19 protein-coding genes are annotated in these 16226 nt (G+C 71.5%); 7 read left to right on the top strand and 12 right to left on the bottom strand.

Going from position 1 to position 16226, the window contains the following annotated elements; genetic code table 11:
* Window positions 1-143: 143 nt before the first annotated feature.
* The gene (locus AB0I06_RS10705; protein ID WP_363118411.1) at window positions 144-1058 is read right to left on the bottom strand and encodes a helix-turn-helix transcriptional regulator; all 915 of its coding nucleotides are present in this window, start codon (window positions 1056-1058) and stop codon (window positions 144-146) included.
* A 180-nt stretch (window positions 1059-1238) separates the two neighbouring features.
* Here AB0I06_RS10705 and AB0I06_RS10700 point away from each other — a divergent pair, with 180 nt between their 5' ends.
* From AB0I06_RS10700 to AB0I06_RS10690, 3 genes are all read left to right on the top strand, one after another.
* Window positions 1239-2279, top strand: coding sequence for an NAD(P)-dependent alcohol dehydrogenase (locus AB0I06_RS10700; protein ID WP_363118410.1), 1041 nt, complete (start codon window positions 1239-1241; stop codon window positions 2277-2279).
* A gap of 144 nt (window positions 2280-2423) precedes the next feature.
* Entirely contained in the window at window positions 2424-2807 is a 384-nt protein-coding gene (locus tag AB0I06_RS10695; RefSeq protein ID WP_363118409.1) for a VOC family protein, read from the top strand.
* 89 nt (window positions 2808-2896) lie between these two features.
* Entirely contained in the window at window positions 2897-3658 is a 762-nt protein-coding gene (locus tag AB0I06_RS10690; RefSeq protein WP_363118408.1) for an NAD(P)H-binding protein, read from the top strand.
* Here AB0I06_RS10690 and AB0I06_RS10685 read toward each other — a convergent pair.
* The 6 genes from AB0I06_RS10685 to AB0I06_RS10660 all read right to left on the bottom strand — a co-directional run bounded on the left by AB0I06_RS10685 (window position 3655) and on the right by AB0I06_RS10660 (window position 8810).
* Window positions 3655-4575: a DUF5829 family protein gene (locus AB0I06_RS10685; protein WP_363118636.1), complete on the bottom strand. Its 921-nt coding sequence runs from the start codon at window positions 4573-4575 to the stop codon at window positions 3655-3657. The two genes, AB0I06_RS10690 and AB0I06_RS10685, sit on opposite strands and share 4 nt — an antisense overlap.
* A gap of 82 nt (window positions 4576-4657) precedes the next feature.
* Window positions 4658-5350 carry a DUF4389 domain-containing protein gene (locus AB0I06_RS10680; protein ID WP_363118407.1) on the bottom strand — a complete coding sequence of 231 codons (693 nt, stop codon included), beginning with the start codon at window positions 5348-5350 and terminating at the stop codon, window positions 4658-4660.
* Window positions 5351-5442: 92 nt separating this feature from the next.
* On the bottom strand, window positions 5443-6558 hold the full coding sequence (locus AB0I06_RS10675) for an AI-2E family transporter (RefSeq protein WP_363118406.1): 1116 nt from the start codon (window positions 6556-6558) through the stop codon (window positions 5443-5445).
* A gap of 62 nt (window positions 6559-6620) precedes the next feature.
* The gene (locus tag AB0I06_RS10670) at window positions 6621-6947 is read right to left on the bottom strand and encodes a hypothetical protein (protein WP_363118405.1); all 327 of its coding nucleotides are present in this window, start codon (window positions 6945-6947) and stop codon (window positions 6621-6623) included.
* Window positions 6940-7608 carry a peptide-methionine (S)-S-oxide reductase MsrA gene (gene msrA / locus AB0I06_RS10665; protein ID WP_363118404.1) on the bottom strand — a complete coding sequence of 223 codons (669 nt, stop codon included), beginning with the start codon at window positions 7606-7608 and terminating at the stop codon, window positions 6940-6942. Before msrA ends, AB0I06_RS10670 begins: the two co-directional genes overlap by 8 nt.
* 80 nt (window positions 7609-7688) lie before the next feature.
* Window positions 7689-8810 (bottom strand): hypothetical protein, encoded by a 1122-nt coding sequence (locus AB0I06_RS10660; RefSeq protein WP_363118403.1) that lies wholly within the window; start codon window positions 8808-8810, stop codon window positions 7689-7691.
* Between the two features lie 118 nt (window positions 8811-8928).
* On the opposite strand from AB0I06_RS10660, the gene AB0I06_RS10655 reads away from it, so the two are divergent.
* The gene (locus AB0I06_RS10655) at window positions 8929-10083 is read left to right on the top strand and encodes a cystathionine gamma-synthase (protein WP_363118402.1); all 1155 of its coding nucleotides are present in this window, start codon (window positions 8929-8931) and stop codon (window positions 10081-10083) included.
* Window positions 10084-10098: 15 nt separating this feature from the next.
* Here AB0I06_RS10655 and AB0I06_RS10650 read toward each other — a convergent pair whose 3' ends face one another.
* The 3 genes from AB0I06_RS10650 to AB0I06_RS10640 all read right to left on the bottom strand — a co-directional run bounded on the left by AB0I06_RS10650 (window position 10099) and on the right by AB0I06_RS10640 (window position 11580).
* Window positions 10099-10347, bottom strand: coding sequence for a hypothetical protein (locus AB0I06_RS10650; protein WP_363118401.1), 249 nt, complete (start codon window positions 10345-10347; stop codon window positions 10099-10101).
* A gap of 13 nt (window positions 10348-10360) precedes the next feature.
* Complete coding sequence (locus AB0I06_RS10645; RefSeq protein ID WP_363118400.1) at window positions 10361-10861, bottom strand: sigma factor-like helix-turn-helix DNA-binding protein; 501 nt, start codon at window positions 10859-10861, stop codon at window positions 10361-10363.
* Window positions 10862-11073: 212 nt separating this feature from the next.
* A complete protein-coding gene (locus AB0I06_RS10640) occupies window positions 11074-11580 on the bottom strand; it encodes a MarR family transcriptional regulator (protein WP_363118635.1) in 507 nt (168 codons plus the stop codon).
* Between the two features lie 163 nt (window positions 11581-11743).
* Here AB0I06_RS10640 and ilvA point away from each other — a divergent pair, with 163 nt between their 5' ends.
* The 3 genes from ilvA to AB0I06_RS10625 all read left to right on the top strand — a co-directional run bounded on the left by ilvA (window position 11744) and on the right by AB0I06_RS10625 (window position 14963).
* Window positions 11744-12973, top strand: coding sequence for a threonine ammonia-lyase (ilvA, locus tag AB0I06_RS10635; RefSeq protein WP_363118399.1), 1230 nt, complete (start codon window positions 11744-11746; stop codon window positions 12971-12973).
* Between the two features lie 158 nt (window positions 12974-13131).
* Window positions 13132-14109, top strand: a complete 978-nt coding sequence (locus tag AB0I06_RS10630) for an ATP-binding cassette domain-containing protein (RefSeq protein WP_363118398.1) — start codon at window positions 13132-13134, stop codon at window positions 14107-14109.
* On the top strand, window positions 14106-14963 hold the full coding sequence (locus tag AB0I06_RS10625; RefSeq protein WP_363118397.1) for an ABC transporter permease: 858 nt from the start codon (window positions 14106-14108) through the stop codon (window positions 14961-14963). The genes AB0I06_RS10630 and AB0I06_RS10625 overlap by 4 nt, the downstream gene beginning before the upstream one ends.
* Window positions 14964-15021: 58 nt before the next feature.
* On the opposite strand, the gene greA is transcribed toward AB0I06_RS10625, so the two are convergent.
* Both greA and AB0I06_RS10615 read right to left on the bottom strand, forming a co-directional pair.
* Entirely contained in the window at window positions 15022-15519 is a 498-nt protein-coding gene (gene greA, locus AB0I06_RS10620) for a transcription elongation factor GreA (RefSeq protein WP_363118396.1), read from the bottom strand.
* Window positions 15520-15698: 179 nt separating this feature from the next.
* Complete coding sequence (locus tag AB0I06_RS10615) at window positions 15699-16097, bottom strand: DUF4307 domain-containing protein (protein ID WP_363118395.1); 399 nt, start codon at window positions 16095-16097, stop codon at window positions 15699-15701.
* Window positions 16098-16226: the final 129 nt, after the last annotated feature.

Raw genomic sequence — 16226 nt, 5'->3', positions numbered from 1 at the left:
GGCGGGCCCGTCGCGTCGCCCGGCCTCACGACGGCGAGAGGCGCAGGGCGTCCGGCGCGAGCTGAAGGAGCCGAGCCGGGGCGGTCGGCGATGCGCAGGATCATGCGGCAGAACCTCGGCGTACCGGACTGATACGCCGGCGCTCACTCCGACGGCGTAGAAGCCCTGGCTCCCGAGCGCGTCGCGTCCGCCCCCCAGCTCGCCAGCAGGCGCAGGGCCTCCGCCGAGGGGGTGCCCGGTTCCGCGTGGTACGTGATCAGGGACTGCTCCGCGTCGTCGACCAGGCGGAACGTCTCGAAGGACAGGGTCAGGTCGCCGACCAGGGGGTGGCGCATGCGCTTGACGCCGTAGCTCTTCTCCTTGACGTCGTGCGCGGCCCAGAGGCGGCGGAACTCCTCGCTCTTCACCGACAGCTCGCCCACCAGGGCGGACAGCTGCGGGTCGTCCGGGTGGCAGCCCGCGTCCATGCGCAGATAGCCGACGATGTCGGCCGCCTTCTGGTCCCACTCGACGAACAGCTCGCGGTACTCGGGCCGCAGGAACACCATCCGCGCCCAGTTCCGCTCCTGGGCGGGCAGCTCCGCCCAGTCGCCGAAGAGGGCCGCGGCCATCCGGTTCCAGGCCAGGACGTGCGAGCGGCGGCCGACGACGTACGCCGGGACGCTGTCGATCGAGTCCAGCAGGTGCCGCAGCGCCGGCCGCACCTGCTGGCTGCGCGCCACCGGCTTCTTCTTGTGCTGCTTCGGCTTCGCCAGGTGCGTCAGGTGCGCGTGCTCGGCGTCGCTCAGCCGCAGGGCGCGCGCGATCGCGTCCAGAACCTCCGCCGAGACGTTGTGGCCGTTGCCCTGCTCCAGCCGCGTGTAGTACGCCACCGACACCCCGGCCAGCTGCGCCAGCTCCTCCCGGCGCAGCCCGGGCACCCGCCGCCGCCCGAAGTCGGGCAGCCCCACGTCCTCCGGCTTCAGCCGGGCCCGCCGGGTGCGCAGGAACTCGCTGAGCTCGGCGCGCCGGTCCAGGCCGCCACCGGCCGTCTGTGCGGGTTCGGGCTGTTCGTCCATGCCGTCCAGTATTCACGGTCGTACGCACACGAGCCTGACCCTGCCAGTGGTACGCACCGTGTGCGTACGCAAAAGCGTGGTCTGGGTGAGCGCTCGCGGATCGGGCACGCTGGTCATCGTGCCCGGCCGGAAGATCCAGAAGGCAGCCGGGCACGGAACCCCCGCTAGGAGAACCCCGGCATGACCACTGTTGCTGCGTACGCCGCTCCCGCCCCGAAGGCTCCGCTGGAGCGCACCACCATCGAACGCCGCGAGGTCCGCGAGTTCGACGTCCTGATCGACATCAAGTTCGCCGGCATCTGCCACTCGGACATCCACCAGGCCCAGGAGGGCTGGGGTGAGGCAATCTTCCCGATGGTCCCCGGCCACGAGATAGCCGGTGTCGTCTCCGCCGTCGGCCCGGGCGTCACCAAGTTCGCCGTCGGTGACCGCGTGGGCGTCGGCTGCATGGTCGACTCCTGCCGCGAGTGCGAGAACTGCAAGGCGGGCCGGGAGCAGTACTGCGTCCAGGGCAACGTCCCGACGTACAACGGCATCGGCCACGACGGCGAGCCCACCTACGGCGGCTACTCGGAGAACGTCGTCGTCGACGAGAACTTCGTCGTCCGCATCCCCGACGGCCTGGCGCTCGACGAAGCGGCCCCGCTGCTGTGCGCCGGCATCACCCTCTACTCCCCGCTCAGGCGCTTCGGCGCCGGACCCGGCAAGAAGGTCGCGATCGTCGGCCTGGGCGGCCTCGGCCACATGGGCGTGAAGATCGCCCACGCCCTCGGCGCCGAGGTGACCGTGCTGTCGCAGTCCCTGCGCAAGCAGGAGGACGGCCTGCGGCTGGGCGCCGACCACTACTACGCCACCAGCGACCCGAAGACCTTCGAGAAACTGGCCGGCACGTTCGACCTGATCGTGTCCACGGTGTCCGCGCCGCTGGACTTCAACGCCTACCTGTCGCTGCTGAAGACCGAGGGCACGCTGGCGAACGTCGGCGCCCCCGAGGAGCCGATCGCCCTCAACCTGTTCTCGGTGATCGGCGGCGGCAAGACCCTCGCCGGCTCCATGATCGGCGGCATCGCGGCAACCCAGGAGATGCTGGACTTCTGCGCCGAGCACGGCCTGGGCGCCGAGATCGAGCTGATCCGCGGCGACCAGATCAACGAGGCGTACGAGCGGGTCCAGGCCAGCGACGTGCGCTATCGCTTCGTGATCGACACGGCCACCATCTGAGGCCGGACGATTGCCTCCCTCTGAGGGCCCCGGCCGCGCGCCGGGGCCCTCAGGGCGTTCGTGATGCACGACGAGGCGCCCGGGGGGTACACGTGGGGGAGTGCTCCACAGGGGTTCGCCGGCCACTTGCAGGGGAGGCCCGCCATGACCGTGCAGCTGAACCACACCATCGTCGTCGCGCACGACAAGCGCGCCTCGGCCCGGTTCCTCGCCGATCTGCTGGGGCTCGACGTCAGCCCGCCCTACGGCCCGTTCCTCCCGGTCGAGATCCCCAACGGCGTGACCCTCGACTTCATGGACAGCCCCGGCGCCATCACGCCGCAGCACTACGCCTTCCTCGTCTCCGAGGAGGAGTTCGACGAGATCTTCGGCCGCATCCGGGAGGCCGGCCTGACCTACTGGGCGGATCCGTTCCACAGCCGCCCCGGCGAGATCAACCACAACGACGGCGGCCGCGGAGCCTACTTCGACGACCCCGACGGCCACCGCCTGGAGATCATCACGAGGCCCTACGGCAGCGGCGGCTGAGCCGCCCGCCCCCCGGCTCGTCACATCGTCGCGCCGCCGCGCGTCATACCGGCGAAGGCGACCGACCGACGAAGAACCGGGGAGCAGTCATGACAGCACCGATCCTGGTCACCGGCGGCACGGGCACCCTGGGCGGCCACGTCGTCCCGCTGCTGCGCGCCGCGGGTCACGACGTGCGGATCCTCACCCGGCACGCCCGCCCGGCCGCGGACGGCGTCCGGTACGTCACCGGCGACCTGCTGAAGGACGAGGGCGTGGCGGCCGCCGTCGACGGCGCGCGGACCGTGCTGCACCTGGCGGGCGGCCCCAAGGGCGACGACGAGGCCACCCGCGCCCTGGTGCGCGCCGCGTCCCGGGCCGGCGTACGGCACCTGCTCCACATCTCGGTCATCGGCGCCGACCGGGTCCCGCTGGCCTGGATGCGGACGAAGCTGGAGTCGGAGCGGGCCGTCGCCGAGTCGGGCATCCCGTGGACGACCCTGCGCGCGGCCCAATTCCACGACCTGGCGTTCACCCTGGTCGAGAAGATGGCGAAACTGCCGGTGTTCCCGGTTCCCGGCGGCCTCCGGCTCCAGCCGGTCGACGCGCGCGAGGTCGCCGCCCGCCTCGCGGAACTGGCCCTCGGCGCTCCTCGCGGCCTGGTCCCCGACCTGACCGGGCCGGACCTCCACGACCTCGCCGGTCTGGCCCGCCCCTACCTCCGCCTGCGCGGCAAGCGCCGCCCCATGCTGCCGGTGCGCATCCCGGGGAAGGCGGGGCGGGCCTACCGGGCGGGGGCGAACCTGGCGGAGGCCGGGGCGGAGGCGGGGAAGCGGACGTGGGAGGAATTCCTGGCGGAGAGGCTGGGCTAGGACCGGTCCTGCTCCTCGAAGGTCCACACCGCGTGCGACCCCGGGCCGACCACCAGGGCCGAGTGGCCGATCCGCTCCACGTGCCGGTACGGCACCGGATGGTTCAGCGACATCTCGACCTGCCGCAGGCCCACCTGGTCCAGGGGCACGGAGTCGAAGCGGATGGTGGTGCCGCCGCCCTTCGCGAGGACGCCCCCGCCCGGCAGGGAACGGACGGTGAACCCGCCGGCCTCCAGCAACGGCACCGTACCGGCGAGGTCGCGTGCGGTCACCGCGATCCTGATGCCGGTGACGTCCCGCATCAGCCGGTCGCGGTAGGTGTCCGGCAGGTAGCGCTCCCGGCCCACGTCACCGGGGTGGGAGGCGGGCTCGGTGTTGCCGCGCGGGTCGGCGAAGTACTCCGGCCGGTACTCCATCCCCCAGGCCCCGAAGAGGTCGTACTGCTCGGTGGTGAGGACGGCGTCGAACCAGGGCACGGGGACGCCGTCGCCGAAGTCGCGCGTCTGCCGGAACTCGACCGGGTCGGTGATCCCGGACGCGCGCAGCCGCTCGACCACGGTGGGCAGGTCCCCGGCGCGCTCGGCCGACACGCCCAGGCCGGCGGAGCCGAGGGTGCCGTCCTTGCCGGGTACGTCGCCCACCCCGAACAACTCGAGGTAGGTCTCGCGCCCCATCAGATAGCGGCCGGTCCAGGTCTGCCCGCCGGAGCCTGTCGTGGTGCGGACCTGGAAGTGGGCGAAGTCCCGCAGATAGGAGGAGTGCTCGATGGCGTCCGCGGTCACCCGGTCGAACACCCCGTAGGCGTGGTTGTAGAAGAGCAGTTGCCGCCCGCTCGTCGTCCCGTTCCCCTCGGCCCGCGCCGTGCCCACCCCGCCCTGGACCGCCCCCGCGAGGGCCAGGGCGATGACCATGATCAGCTGTAACGCTCGTCTGAGAACCATGCGAGGGAGCGTAGAGCGGGAGGAAACGCTTCCGCTGTGGATTACGCCCTACGCGGGGTCAGGCCTTGGTCGTCGGGGAGGCCGGTTGCGGTGCTGGCGGTGACGCCGCCGGGGGTTCCTGCCCGCCCTGGTCGAGCCGGAACGGCGGGTACTGATCCGTCAGCAGCGCGGCGTAGGCCGTCACCCGGGCCGCCCAGCGGGCCATTCCGATCAGGAAGTCGAAGAGGTGCCGCGGGTAGCGGGCGGTGAAGAGCAGGATGACGACCGCGACCAGGGAGAGGAAGGGCAGCAACCCGCCCCGCCAGCCGTCCCGGCTGCCCCAGCCGCCCCCGGTGAACAGCGCGACGACGATGTACTGCGGGATCGCCAGCAGCCACCACTTCACCAGGACCAGCCCGCGGGACAGCCGCTCGGGGTGGACGACGTCGAAGCGCGCCGGGTAGTCGGGCACGTCGGCGAGGGTGAACGGCGGGTACCGGTCGGTGCCGAGGGCGGTGTGCGCGTAGTAGGTGACCCGCCAGTTCCAGCGCAGCACGCCGACGTTGTAGTCGAAGAGGGCCCGCGGGTAGCGGGCGGTGAACAGGATCGCGAAGAAGGCGATCACGGTCCCCACGACGAACCCGATCCACAGGAACACCAGCACGATGTAGTGCGGGATGGCGAGCAGCCACTTCACCAGCCACATCCAGCGGGACAGGCGGGGATCGACGGACGCCTCCAGACGCACGGGGGAAGCGGCGACAGGATTCATGGGCGTGTTCCTCCTCGCCCGCAGGCTCTCAAGCGAGCAGGAGTCCGGCGACCGTGGCGGGGCCGTTCGCATGGCGGACGCCCCCGAAGCCGCTACGACGGCACGGCGGGTGTGGAGTCCGGTCCACCGTCTCCCGGTTCGCCCGCCGGGTCGGCGAGCTGCTCGCGCACGTAGTTCCACACCACCGCCATCAGCGCGGCCACGGGCACGGCGAGCAGGCTGCCCACGATGCCGGCGAGGTTGCCGCCCAGGGTCACCGCCAGCAGGACCACGGCCGCGTGGAGACCGAGACCGCGGCTCTGGATCATGGGCTGGAAGACGTTGCCCTCCAGCTGCTGCACCACGACGATGATCACCAGCACGATCACCGCGTCCGTGAGGCCGTTGGAGACGAGCGCGATGAGCACCGCGACGAAGCCCGCGAACAGGGCGCCGATGATCGGCACGAACGCCGAGACGAAGGTCAGCACCGCCAGCGGAAGCACCAGCGGCACGCCCAGGATCCACAGCCCCAGGCCGATCAGGACCGCGTCGAGCAGACCGACGGCCGCCTGGGACCGCACGAAGGCGCCCAGGGTGTCCCAGCCGCGTGCGCACACGGTCGGCACGTCGGTGGCGAGCCGGCCGGGCAGCTGGCGGGACAGCCACGGCAGGAACCGCGGGCCGTCCTTGAGGAAGAAGAACATCAGGAAGAGCGCGAGGACGGCGGTGACGACGCCGTTCACCACGGTGCTCACCCCGGTGACGACGGCGCCCACCATGCTGCCGACGCCCTCCTGGGCGCGGGAGACCGCGCTGTCGAACGCCTTGTTGATCTGCGCGTCCCCGATGTTCAGCGGAGGCCCGGCGGCCCACTCGCGCAACCGCTGGATGCCCTCCACGACACCGTCGGTCAGCTCCCCGGACTGGGAGGCCACCGGCACGGCGATCAGCGCCACGACACCGGCGGCGACCAGCAGGAACAGCATGGTCACGACGGAAGCGGCCAGCGCGGGCGGCCACCCGCGCTGGCGCAGGAAACGGGCCGCGGGCCAGGTCAGTGTCGTCAGCAGCAGCCCGACCACGAGCGGCCACACCACCGACCACATCCGGCCCAGCAGCCACAGAGCCACGACGGACAGGGCGAACACGAGCAGCACATCGGCGGAAACCCGCGCGGATATCCGCAGAGCGGCACGGGATCTGTCGGAACTCAGGGGCGCAGTCACGCAGGCACCCTATTGGCTGTGCGTACGTTCCCAGCAGCCCCCCGTCCTCCGGGAGCGGGCCGTCAGCGGACGGTGTACATGCTGAAGATGTGCAGGGCCGCCTCGATCTGTGCCCGCGTGCGGTCGTCGGGTGCCCCCGTGAGCCGGACGAAGACGACGGAGGAGCCGGGGTCGGCCGCCACCTGCACGGTCATCGGCACCCGGCCCGCCAGCGGGTAGTCGTACCAGCCGTCGGGCTCCTCCACGTCCGTGCGCGGCATGGCGTTGTCGATGGCCAGCCAGTCCGAGTCGTCGAAGTCGTAGCCGCAGAACTCCGAGACCGACTCGCAGAACGGACGCAGACCCTCCTCGAAGATCCAGCCTCCGCCGAAGCTCGCGGTGTCACCCATCGGCCCGGGCCACACCGATCGGGCAGGACACACCCGTGCCGCCGATGCCGCAGTAGCCCGCGGGGTTCTTGTCCAGGTACTGCTGGTGGTAGCCCTCCGCCGGGTAGAAGGGCCGGCCCTGGGCCGAGACGATCTCCGTGGTGACGCTGCCGTAGCCGGACGACGTCAGGACCTTCTGGTACGCCTCGCGGGAGGACTTGGCGGCGGCCTCCTGCTCGGGGGTGTGGGCGTAGATCGCCGAGCGGTACTGCGTGCCCACGTCATTGCCCTGGCGGAAGCCCTGCGTGGGGTCGTGGGACTCCCAGAACGTCTTCAGCAGCCGCTCGTACGAGATCCGCTCCGGGTCGAAGACCACCCGGACGACCTCGGTGTGGCCGGTCAGGCCCGAGCAGACCTCCTCGTACGTGGGATTCTCGGTGTGGCCGCCCTGGTAGCCGACGAGGGTCGTCCAGACACCGGCGGGGAGCTGCCAGAACGTGCGTTCCGCGCCCCAGAAGCAGCCCAGTCCGAAATCCGCCGTCTCCAGGCCCTCGGGGTACGGGCCGAGCAGCGGGGTGCCGAGGACGGTGTGGCGGTCGGGGACCGTGAACACCGGTTCCGGGCGGCCGGACAGTGCCTGCGCGGGAGTCGGCAGCGTGGGCGTACGGCTGTACAGGAACATGCGGGCTCCAATCGGGACGACGCCCCCTCAACGTGCCGCACCCGCCCGGCATTCCGGTGCGGCCGCGGCACCGGCGCGCCTCAGTGCGGCAGACTCGCGGGGCTGCCGCCGTTCGCCTCGTAGCCCGCCACCGCGAGCGCCCGGTACACGGCGAACTCGGCCGCCGGGTCGGCGGACAGGGTCCAGGGCAGGGCGCCCACATGGCCGTCGACCTGCACCAGCTGGTGCATGGCCTCCGACCAGCGCTCACCGCGGACCAGGAAGAACACCAGCAGGTGCCGCACATGGGCCAGCATCGGGTCGTCGGGGCGGGCCGAGTGCACCGCGTGCAGCGCGCCGTGCACCGCCTTCGTGACGACCTCGCTCTGCCAGAAGTTCGCCACCAGGGTCACCTCGGGCAGGTGCTCGAACACCGCGAAGAGGGGCATCGCAGCGAGGAGCGAACCCCGGGGCGCCCGCGCCGCCGCGGCCTCGGCGAACGCGTACGCCTCGGCACGCGAGCCGTGCCACTTCTCGCACCAGTAGTGCAACGCGGCCAGGTGCGCCCCCATGTGGGCCGGGGCGCGGTCCAGGATCTTCAGCCAGATCTGCTCGAAGTCCTTCTGGGAGTAGCCGAGACCGCGGGCCACCGACAGCTCCACGATGTACGGGATCGGGTCACCCGGGGCGAGCAGCGCCGCGTCGCCGCACGCCGTCCTGGCCTCCTCCATGATGATCCGGAACTCGTCCGTCCCCGGCGTCGCTGTCCGCCACGCCTGCTGCACCAGGAACTCGGCGTGCACCGCCGCGCCGCCCGGGTCCTTGGGCGCCTCGGCCCGCCACACCCGCAGCCACTGCCCGCCCGGCGCCTCGCTCACCCCGCCGGGCCGCCGCGCCAGCTCCAGCGAGGCCGCGCCCGCGAAGGCCTGCACGCGCTGCCAGCGCCGCTCGCCCTCCGTCTCGGTGCCCGCCAGGAGCTGCTGCGCGGCGCGGTAGTCCCCCGTGCGCTGCACCACGTCCAGGACGTCCAGCAGGTCCTGGTCGGGGCCCGGCATGCGGATGTCGAGCTCCTCCTCCAGGACGAAGCCGTAGTTCGCCGGGTCCGCCGCGTCCGGGTGGTCGGGGGAGACCAGCCCTGTCGCGACGCCGCGCCTGCGCCGCAGGAAGGGAAGCAGCACGAAGCCCAGCATGACCAGCGCGATCAGGACCCACAGAATCTCCATGCCACAAGCGAACCAGACCGCGCCGACAATTGGCCAACGTGGGCCGCGAACCTGTGGAAAACCCCGCGTAGCCCCGTCCCCCGGCACTCCTCGCGTCGGCGCACTACCCTCGGTGCTCATGAGCGACAGGCACATCAGTCAGCACTTCGAGACGCTCGCGATCCACGCGGGCAACACCGCCGACCCCCTGACGGGCGCGGTCGTCCCGCCGATCTACCAGGTCTCCACCTACAAGCAGGACGGTGTCGGCGGGCTGCGCGGCGGCTACGAGTACAGCCGCAGCGCCAATCCCACCAGGACCGCGCTGGAGGAGAACCTCGCCGCCCTGGAGGGCGGCCGCCGCGGTCTCGCGTTCGCGTCCGGGCTGGCGGCCGAGGACTGCCTGCTGCGTACGCTGCTCGTCCCCGGCGACCACGTGGTCATCCCCAACGACGCCTACGGCGGCACGTTCCGCCTGTTCGCCAAGGTCGTCGCCCGCTGGGGCGTGGAGTGGTCGGTCGCCGACACCAGCGACCCGGCCGCCGTGCGGGCCGCCCTCACCCCCAAGACCAAGGTCGTCTGGGTGGAGACCCCCTCCAACCCGCTGCTCGGCATCACCGACATCGCCGCCGTGGCCCAGGTCGCCCGGGACGCCGGCGCCCGCCTCGTCGTCGACAACACCTTCGCCACGCCCTACCTCCAGCAGCCGCTGTCGCTGGGCGCGGACGTCGTCGTGCACTCGCTGACCAAGTACATGGGCGGTCACTCCGACGTCGTCGGCGGTGCCCTGATCACCGGCGACGCCGCCCTGGGCGAGGAGCTGGCCTTCCACCAGAACGCGATGGGCGCGGTCGCCGGGCCCTTCGACTCCTGGCTGGTGCTGCGCGGCACCAAGACCCTCTCCGTGCGCATGGACCGGCACAGTGAGAACGCCGTCAAGGTCGCCGACATGCTCACCCGGCACGCGCGCGTGACCAGCGTGCTGTACCCGGGCCTGCCGGAGCACCCCGGTCACGAGGTCGCCGCCAAGCAGATGAAGTCGTTCGGCGGCATGGTGTCCTTCCGCGTCGCGGGCGGCGAGGAGGCGGCCGTCGAGGTCTGCAACCGCGCCAGGATCTTCACGCTGGGCGAGTCCCTGGGCGGCGTCGAGTCGCTGATCGAGCACCCCGGCCGCATGACGCACGCCTCCGTGGCCGGCTCGGCCCTGGAGGTCCCGGCCGACCTGGTGCGCCTCTCGGTGGGCATCGAGAACGCCGACGACCTGCTGGAGGACCTCCAGCAGGCGCTGGGCTAGCGGGACCGGGCCGGGTCACCAGCCGGTGAGGGGTGGAGTCGTGTCGGACGGCGGCTCCACCCACGGGCGGGCCGTCAGGGCCCACACCGTGAACGCGACGGCGGCCGCGAAGAGCAGCAGCCACATCGCGCGGCGGGCGAGCGTCCGGCGCCGCAGGATCCGTCCGCCCCTGCGCACCGCCTCCGTGTGGATCTCGGGCGGCAGGGGCCGCGGCGCCTGCTCCAGCAGCCGCCGTACGGCCGCCTCCCGATCGTTCCCCCTCATGGCGCCCCCCGGTTCATGACGGCACCGGCTTCGCGGTGGTCACGGTGGGCGAGGGGCCCTGGGGGCGGTGCAGGAGGGCCGAGGTCGCCCGGTGGCAGATGGCGCGCACCCGCTCCGGGGACAGCCCCAGCAGGGCCGCCGTCTGCTCCTCGGCGACACCTTCGTAGAGCCTGAGCACCAGGATCAGCCGTTCCTGCGGGGTCAGCGTGGCCAGGGGGCTCGCGGGGTGCGCCCGGGGGCGGCCGAGTCCGCCGTGGTGCCACGCGCCGCGTGCGAAACGGGTGGCCAGGTGGCAGCGGGTGCGGTCGTAGGGGTCCTCGCCGCGCAGCCGGTCCCAGCGCGCGTACGTGTGGGCCAGCGACAGGGTCAGCAGGCGCCGCGCGCGGGGATTGTCGTCCGGGGCCTCCGCGGTGAGCAGCGTGGCGGCGTGCAGCAGCCGCCCGGCCGCGCCCGCGACGAACGCCTCGAACTCCCGGGCGCGACGGGTGGCCCGGGACGCATGCCGCTCCAGCACCGCGCCTCCCGCCTGACGGCGACCCTGAGGATGCGGACCCCGGTCGCACACGAACGGGGACCCGGTCTCATATCAGGCCAGGGACGGCCCCGGGGTCAAGAGCCGCGCACGGCTCGCGCGGTGCCACGCGCGCGTGGCACCCCGGCCGTCGTACCGCTGCCGTACGCGTGCCGTGCCGAGTGCGTGCCGCGCGCGACCGCGCCGTGCGGCCCTCAGGCCGTCGGCTGTGCCTCCGGGCCCGGCATCCCCTGGGCCGACATCCGGGAGGACAGCGCCGTGTTGAACCGCGTGAGGAGGTCGCAGAACGCCTCGCGCTCCTCCGGCTCCCAGTCGTGGGTCAGCTCGGCCATCAACTGCCGCCGCGAGGAGCGCACTTCCTCCAGACGGGCCTGACCGCGCGGGGACAGCTGCAACACCACCGCGCGCCCGTCCTCGGGGTGGGAGGTGCGCTTGACCAGGCCGGTGTCCACGAGCGGAGCCACCTGCCGGGTGACCGTCGACGAGTCGATCCCCATGCTCGCGGCGAGCGCCTTCACGCCCATCGGGCCTTCCTTGTCGAGGCGGTTGAGCAGCAGGTACGCGGCACGGTCCATGGAGTTGCGCACCTGCCCGACGCCGCCGAGCCGGGTCTGTTCGGCACGGCGGGCGAACAGCGCCACCTCGTGCTGCAGCGTGTCGAGAAGACCGGTGTCACCGACGGTCGTCATGTCCATCGACATTTCAGGTGTTGTGGGCATGGCCGGGGGCTCACTTCGTGGAGGGCTGGCAGATTGGGGGACAGGGTACGCGGACGGAAGGCGGACCGTACCGGCGCTGCGCAAAGCGGGTCTCGGAGGTTGGTCACAACGGTCGTTCCCGCCTGTGAACTGCGATGCTGGAGTCATGAGCTACAGCACGGCTGACTCCTTTCGCCCCGTCACCCTCGACGACGTGCGCGGCGCGCAGAAGATGCTCTCGGGTGTGGCGCGGGTGACCGCGATGGAGGGCAGCAGGCACCTGTCCCAGATGGTCGGCGCGCCGGTGCATCTCAAGTGCGAGAACCTCCAGCGGACCGGCTCGTTCAAGCTGCGCGGCGCGTACGTCAGGATCGCCGGTCTGCTGCCCGAGGAGCGCGCCGCCGGTGTCGTCGCCGCGAGCGCCGGCAACCACGCGCAGGGCGTCGCCCTGGCGTCCTCCCTGCTGGGCGTGCGTGCCACGGTGTTCATGCCGAACGGCGCCCCGCTGCCCAAGGTCAGCGCCACCCGCGACTACGGGGCCGAGGTGCGGCTGCACGGCCAGGTGGTCGACGAGACGCTGGCCGCCGCACAGGAGTACGCGGCCGAGACGGGCGCGGTGTTCATCCACCCCTTCGACCACCCCGACATCATCGCCGGGCAGGGCACCGTGGGCCTGGAGATCCTGGAGCAGTGCCCCGAGGTGCGCACCGTCCTGGTCGGGATCGGCGGGGGCGGGCTCGCCGCCGGGATCGCGGTGGCGGTGAAGTCCCTGCGACCGGACGTGCGGATCGTAGGCGTGCAGGCGGCGGGCGCGGCGGCCTACCCGCCCTCGCTGGCGGCGGGCCGGCCGGTGACGGTGGAGAACCCGGCGACGATGGCCGACGGCATCAAGGTGGGGCGGCCGGGCGACGTGCCGTTCGGCATCGTCGGAGAGCTGGTCGACGAGGTGCGCACGGTGAGCGAGGACGAGCTGTCCGCCGCGCTGCTGCTGTGCCTGGAGCGGGCCAAGCTCGTCGTGGAGCCGGCCGGGGCGAGCCCGGTGGCGGCGCTGCTGAGCGAGGCCGGCACCTTCGAGGGCCCGGTCGTCGCGGTGCTGTCCGGCGGCAACGTCGACCCGGTGCTGATGGAGCGGGTGCTGCGGCACGGCATGGCCGCGCAGGGCCGCTACCTGGCGGTCCGGCTGCGGTTGACGGACCGGCCCGGTGCCCTTGCCACGCTTCTGGGCGTGTTGTCGGTGGTCGACGCTAACGTCCTGGATGTGAGCCACCTACGGACCGACCCGCGGCTCGGGCTCACGGAGGCGGAGGTCGAGCTGCACCTGGAGACGAAGGGCCCGGCGCACTGCGCCGAGGTGGGTCAGGCGCTGCGCGAGGCGGGCTACACGGTCATCGGCTGACCGCTCCGACCCGGTCGAAGATCCTTTCGTCGCACGGAGAACACCCGCGGACCTACTCATTGTGAGACGCGATACATCGCGTTATGGTGTGTCGGTGAAGAGCCTCGCCGGACGTCCGTCCGGACATCTATGACATCTACGAAGACGTGGAGACTCATATGCCAGGCGCCATCTACGCCGAAGGCCTGGTCAAGACCTTCGGCGACGTAAAGGCCTTGGACGGCGTCGACCTCGACGTGCCCGAAGGCACGGTCCTCGGCCTGCTCGGGCCGAACGGCGCGGGCAAGACGACCACCGTCCGCTGCCTGACCACCCTGCTGCGGCCCGACAGCGGACGCGCGGTCGTCGCGGGCATCGACGTGCTGAAACAGCCCGACGCGGTCCGCCGCTCCATCGGCCTGTCCGGCCAGTTCGCGGCCGTCGACGAATACCTGACCGGCCGGGAGAACCTCCAGATGGTCGGCCGGCTGTACCAGATGCGGGCCAAGGCGGCGAAGGAGCGCGCGGCCGAACTGCTGGAGCAGTTCCACCTCACGGACGCCGCCGACCGCCCCACCAAGACCTACTCCGGCGGCATGCGCCGCCGCCTCGACCTCGCGGCGGCCCTGGTCGTCTCACCGCCCGTGATGTTCATGGACGAGCCCACGACCGGCCTCGACCCCCGCAACCGCCAGCAGCTGTGGGAGGTCATCAAGCAGCTGGTCTCCGGCGGCACCACCCTGCTGCTCACCACGCAGTACCTGGAGGAGGCCGACCACCTGGCGCACGACATCGCCGTGGTGGACCACGGCAAGGTCATCGCCCAGGGCACCTCCGACCAGCTCAAGGCCCGCACCGGCGGCGAGCGCGTCGAGGTCGTGGTGCACGAGCGGGAGCACATCCCGGCCGCCGCGGAGGTCCTCGCCGGATTCGGCAAGGGTGAGACCACCGTCGAGGAGCACATGCGCAAGCTCACCGCGCCCGTGACCGGCGGCGCCAAGCTCCTGGCCGAGGTCATCCGCGAACTGGACACCCGCGGCATCGAGATCGACGACATCGGCCTGCGCAGACCCACCCTCGACGATGTCTTCCTGTCCCTCACGGGACACGTGGCCGAGGCCGAGGCCCAGGAGAACGACAAGGAGGACGCCCAGTGAGCGCCGTCACCGACACCGTGCGGGTGGCGCCGGCCACGAACCCGGTCAGCCAGTCGATCCGGGACTCGATGGTCGTCGCCAAGCGCAACCTGATCCGCATGTCCCGGATCCCTGAGATGATCATCTACGGGCTGATCCAGCCGATCATGTTCGTGGTGCTGTTCACCTACGTCTTCGGCGGATCCATGCAGATCGGCAACAGCACCAGCGCGGCCGACTACAAGAACTTCCTGATGGCCGGCATCTTCGCGCAGACCGTCACGTTCGCCACCGCCAGCTCCGGCGCCGGCATCGCCGACGACATGCACAAGGGCCTCATCGACCGCTTCCGCTCCCTGCCCATGGCGCGCGGCGCCGTGCTCACCGGGCGCACCCTCGCCGACTCCGTGCAGACGGCCCTGACCCTGGTGGTCCTCGCCGTGGTCGCCCTGCTGGTCGGCTGGCGCGTCGGGTCGGACGGCAGCACCAACGCCGCCAAGGTCCTCGCGGCCTTCGGCCTGCTGCTCCTGCTCGGCTACGCGTTCACCTGGATCGGCGCCCTCATCGGCATGTCCGTGAGGACCCCCGAGGCGGCCACCTCCAGCGGCCTGATCTGGCTCTTCCCGGTCACCTTCATCTCCAACGCCTTCGTGGACACCAGCCACATGACCCCCTGGCTGCGCCACATCGCCGAGTGGAACCCCTTCAGCGCCACGGTCCAGGCCTGCCGCGTGCTGTTCGCCAACCCGGGCCGGTCACCGTCGGACGCCTGGCCCATGCAGCACCCCGTGTGGGCCTCGCTGATCTACTCGATCCTGATCCTGGTGGTCTTCCGGACGCTGGCGGTGCGCAAGTACCGCTCGGCGACGGCATGACAGTGCCCCCGGTGCCGCAGCGGCGCCGGGGGCAGCTCAGGGCTCGGAAGACGGCGGGTCAGCCCTCGTACGGTTCGGCCTTGAGGATCTTCACCAGGGCCTTCTTGCCGTTCGGCAGCTCGTACTCCGCGTCCTCGCCGACCTTGTGGCCGATCACGCCGGTGCCCAGCGGGGACTGCGGCGAGTACGTCTCGATGTCGGAGCTCGCGTACTCGCGGGAGGCGAGCAGGAACGTCAGCGTGTCGTCCTCGTCGCCGTCGAACGCGATCGTGACGACCATGCCGGGCGCCACCGCGCCGTCCGCCGCAGGCGCCTCACCGACCTTGGCGCTCTCCAGGAGCTGGGTGAGCTGGCGCACACGGAGCTCCTGCTTGCCCTGCTCCTCCTTGGCCGCGTGGTACCCGCCGTTCTCACGCAGGTCGCCCTCCTCGCGCGCCGCGGCGATCTTCGCGGAGATCTCCGCCCGCGCGGGACCAGTAAGGTACTCAAGCTCAGCCTTGAGCTTGTTGTACGCCTCCTGGGTCAGCCAGGTGACGTTCTCGCTGGTCTGGGTCACAGGTGCTCCTCGTAGGTACTGGGAATACAAAGCATCGCCCTACCCAGAAGAATGTTCCTTCACGGAAGGGCGAAACCACGAGCCTAACAATTCAGGGCCCGAAGGGGGAGGACATAAGCGACCAGAATCACGTCAATGCAGGTCAGCCTCTACGCATTCCAGGTGACGTCGCGCTGTCGTCAGCCGGCGTGGCAGCCCAGCAGCTCGGCCGTGGTCCCCGGAGAGGTCGTACGGAGAGTGACGACCTTGTCGATGCGGGTGTCGTCCCCGCCGAAGCGGAAGTCGGCCCGGCCCACCTCGGCCCCGTTCTCGGCCTGTGAGCGCACGGTGCAGTAGCCGTCGGTGCCGGCGTCCTTGCGGACCTCCAGATGCACCCGCACGGACTCCTTGCCCGGCTCGAAGCTGATCACCTCGGCGCTGATCTCGTTCTTGGCGACGTAGTGGTAGCCGAAGTAGCCGACGAGCCCCAGCAGCGCCACCGCGAGGACGGCGCCCACGACCTTGAGCGTGCGGTCGGCGCGCTCGTCCGAGGAACGGCCGTATCGGCCCTCGGGCGGTCGTGTGCTCGCCGTACTCATGATCGTCCTCCAGGCCGGGCCGGGACGCAGGTCCCGGAAGGGGCTCCAGGGCAGGGCCCCGGAATTATTCGCCCCCCGATTCGGTCACTATAGAAGCCGCTGATTGCGCCGACGCACACAGGGCGCCGA

Origin of the sequence: Streptomyces sp. NPDC050674, assembly GCF_040654575.1 — a bacterium.
Taxonomy (GTDB): Bacteria; Actinomycetota; Actinomycetes; order Streptomycetales; family Streptomycetaceae; genus Streptomyces.
Note: the sequence above shows the minus strand (reverse complement) of the source record. Positions and strands in the feature narration are given on the sequence as shown.

Excerpts from the sequence above, each read along its gene's own strand:
- AB0I06_RS10615 (WP_363118395.1), bottom strand. The coding sequence starts at position 16,097 with ATGAGTACGGCGAGCACACGACCGCCCGAGGGCCGATACGGCCGTTCC.
- AB0I06_RS10630 (WP_363118398.1), top strand. The coding sequence starts at position 13,132 with ATGCCAGGCGCCATCTACGCCGAAGGCCTGGTCAAGACCTTCGGCGAC.
- AB0I06_RS10655 (WP_363118402.1), top strand. The coding sequence starts at position 8,929 with ATGAGCGACAGGCACATCAGTCAGCACTTCGAGACGCTCGCGATCCAC.
- ilvA (WP_363118399.1), top strand. The coding sequence starts at position 11,744 with ATGAGCTACAGCACGGCTGACTCCTTTCGCCCCGTCACCCTCGACGAC.
- AB0I06_RS10660 (WP_363118403.1), bottom strand. The coding sequence starts at position 8,810 with ATGGAGATTCTGTGGGTCCTGATCGCGCTGGTCATGCTGGGCTTCGTG.
- AB0I06_RS10690 (WP_363118408.1), top strand. The coding sequence starts at position 2,897 with ATGACAGCACCGATCCTGGTCACCGGCGGCACGGGCACCCTGGGCGGC.
- AB0I06_RS10650 (WP_363118401.1), bottom strand. The coding sequence starts at position 10,347 with ATGAGGGGGAACGATCGGGAGGCGGCCGTACGGCGGCTGCTGGAGCAG.
- AB0I06_RS10670 (WP_363118405.1), bottom strand. The coding sequence starts at position 6,947 with ATGGGTGACACCGCGAGCTTCGGCGGAGGCTGGATCTTCGAGGAGGGT.
- AB0I06_RS10680 (WP_363118407.1), bottom strand. The coding sequence starts at position 5,350 with ATGAATCCTGTCGCCGCTTCCCCCGTGCGTCTGGAGGCGTCCGTCGAT.
- AB0I06_RS10705 (WP_363118411.1), bottom strand. The coding sequence starts at position 1,058 with ATGGACGAACAGCCCGAACCCGCACAGACGGCCGGTGGCGGCCTGGAC.
- AB0I06_RS10700 (WP_363118410.1), top strand. The coding sequence starts at position 1,239 with ATGACCACTGTTGCTGCGTACGCCGCTCCCGCCCCGAAGGCTCCGCTG.
- AB0I06_RS10640 (WP_363118635.1), bottom strand. The coding sequence starts at position 11,580 with ATGTCGATGGACATGACGACCGTCGGTGACACCGGTCTTCTCGACACG.
- AB0I06_RS10695 (WP_363118409.1), top strand. The coding sequence starts at position 2,424 with ATGACCGTGCAGCTGAACCACACCATCGTCGTCGCGCACGACAAGCGC.
- msrA (WP_363118404.1), bottom strand. The coding sequence starts at position 7,608 with ATGTTCCTGTACAGCCGTACGCCCACGCTGCCGACTCCCGCGCAGGCA.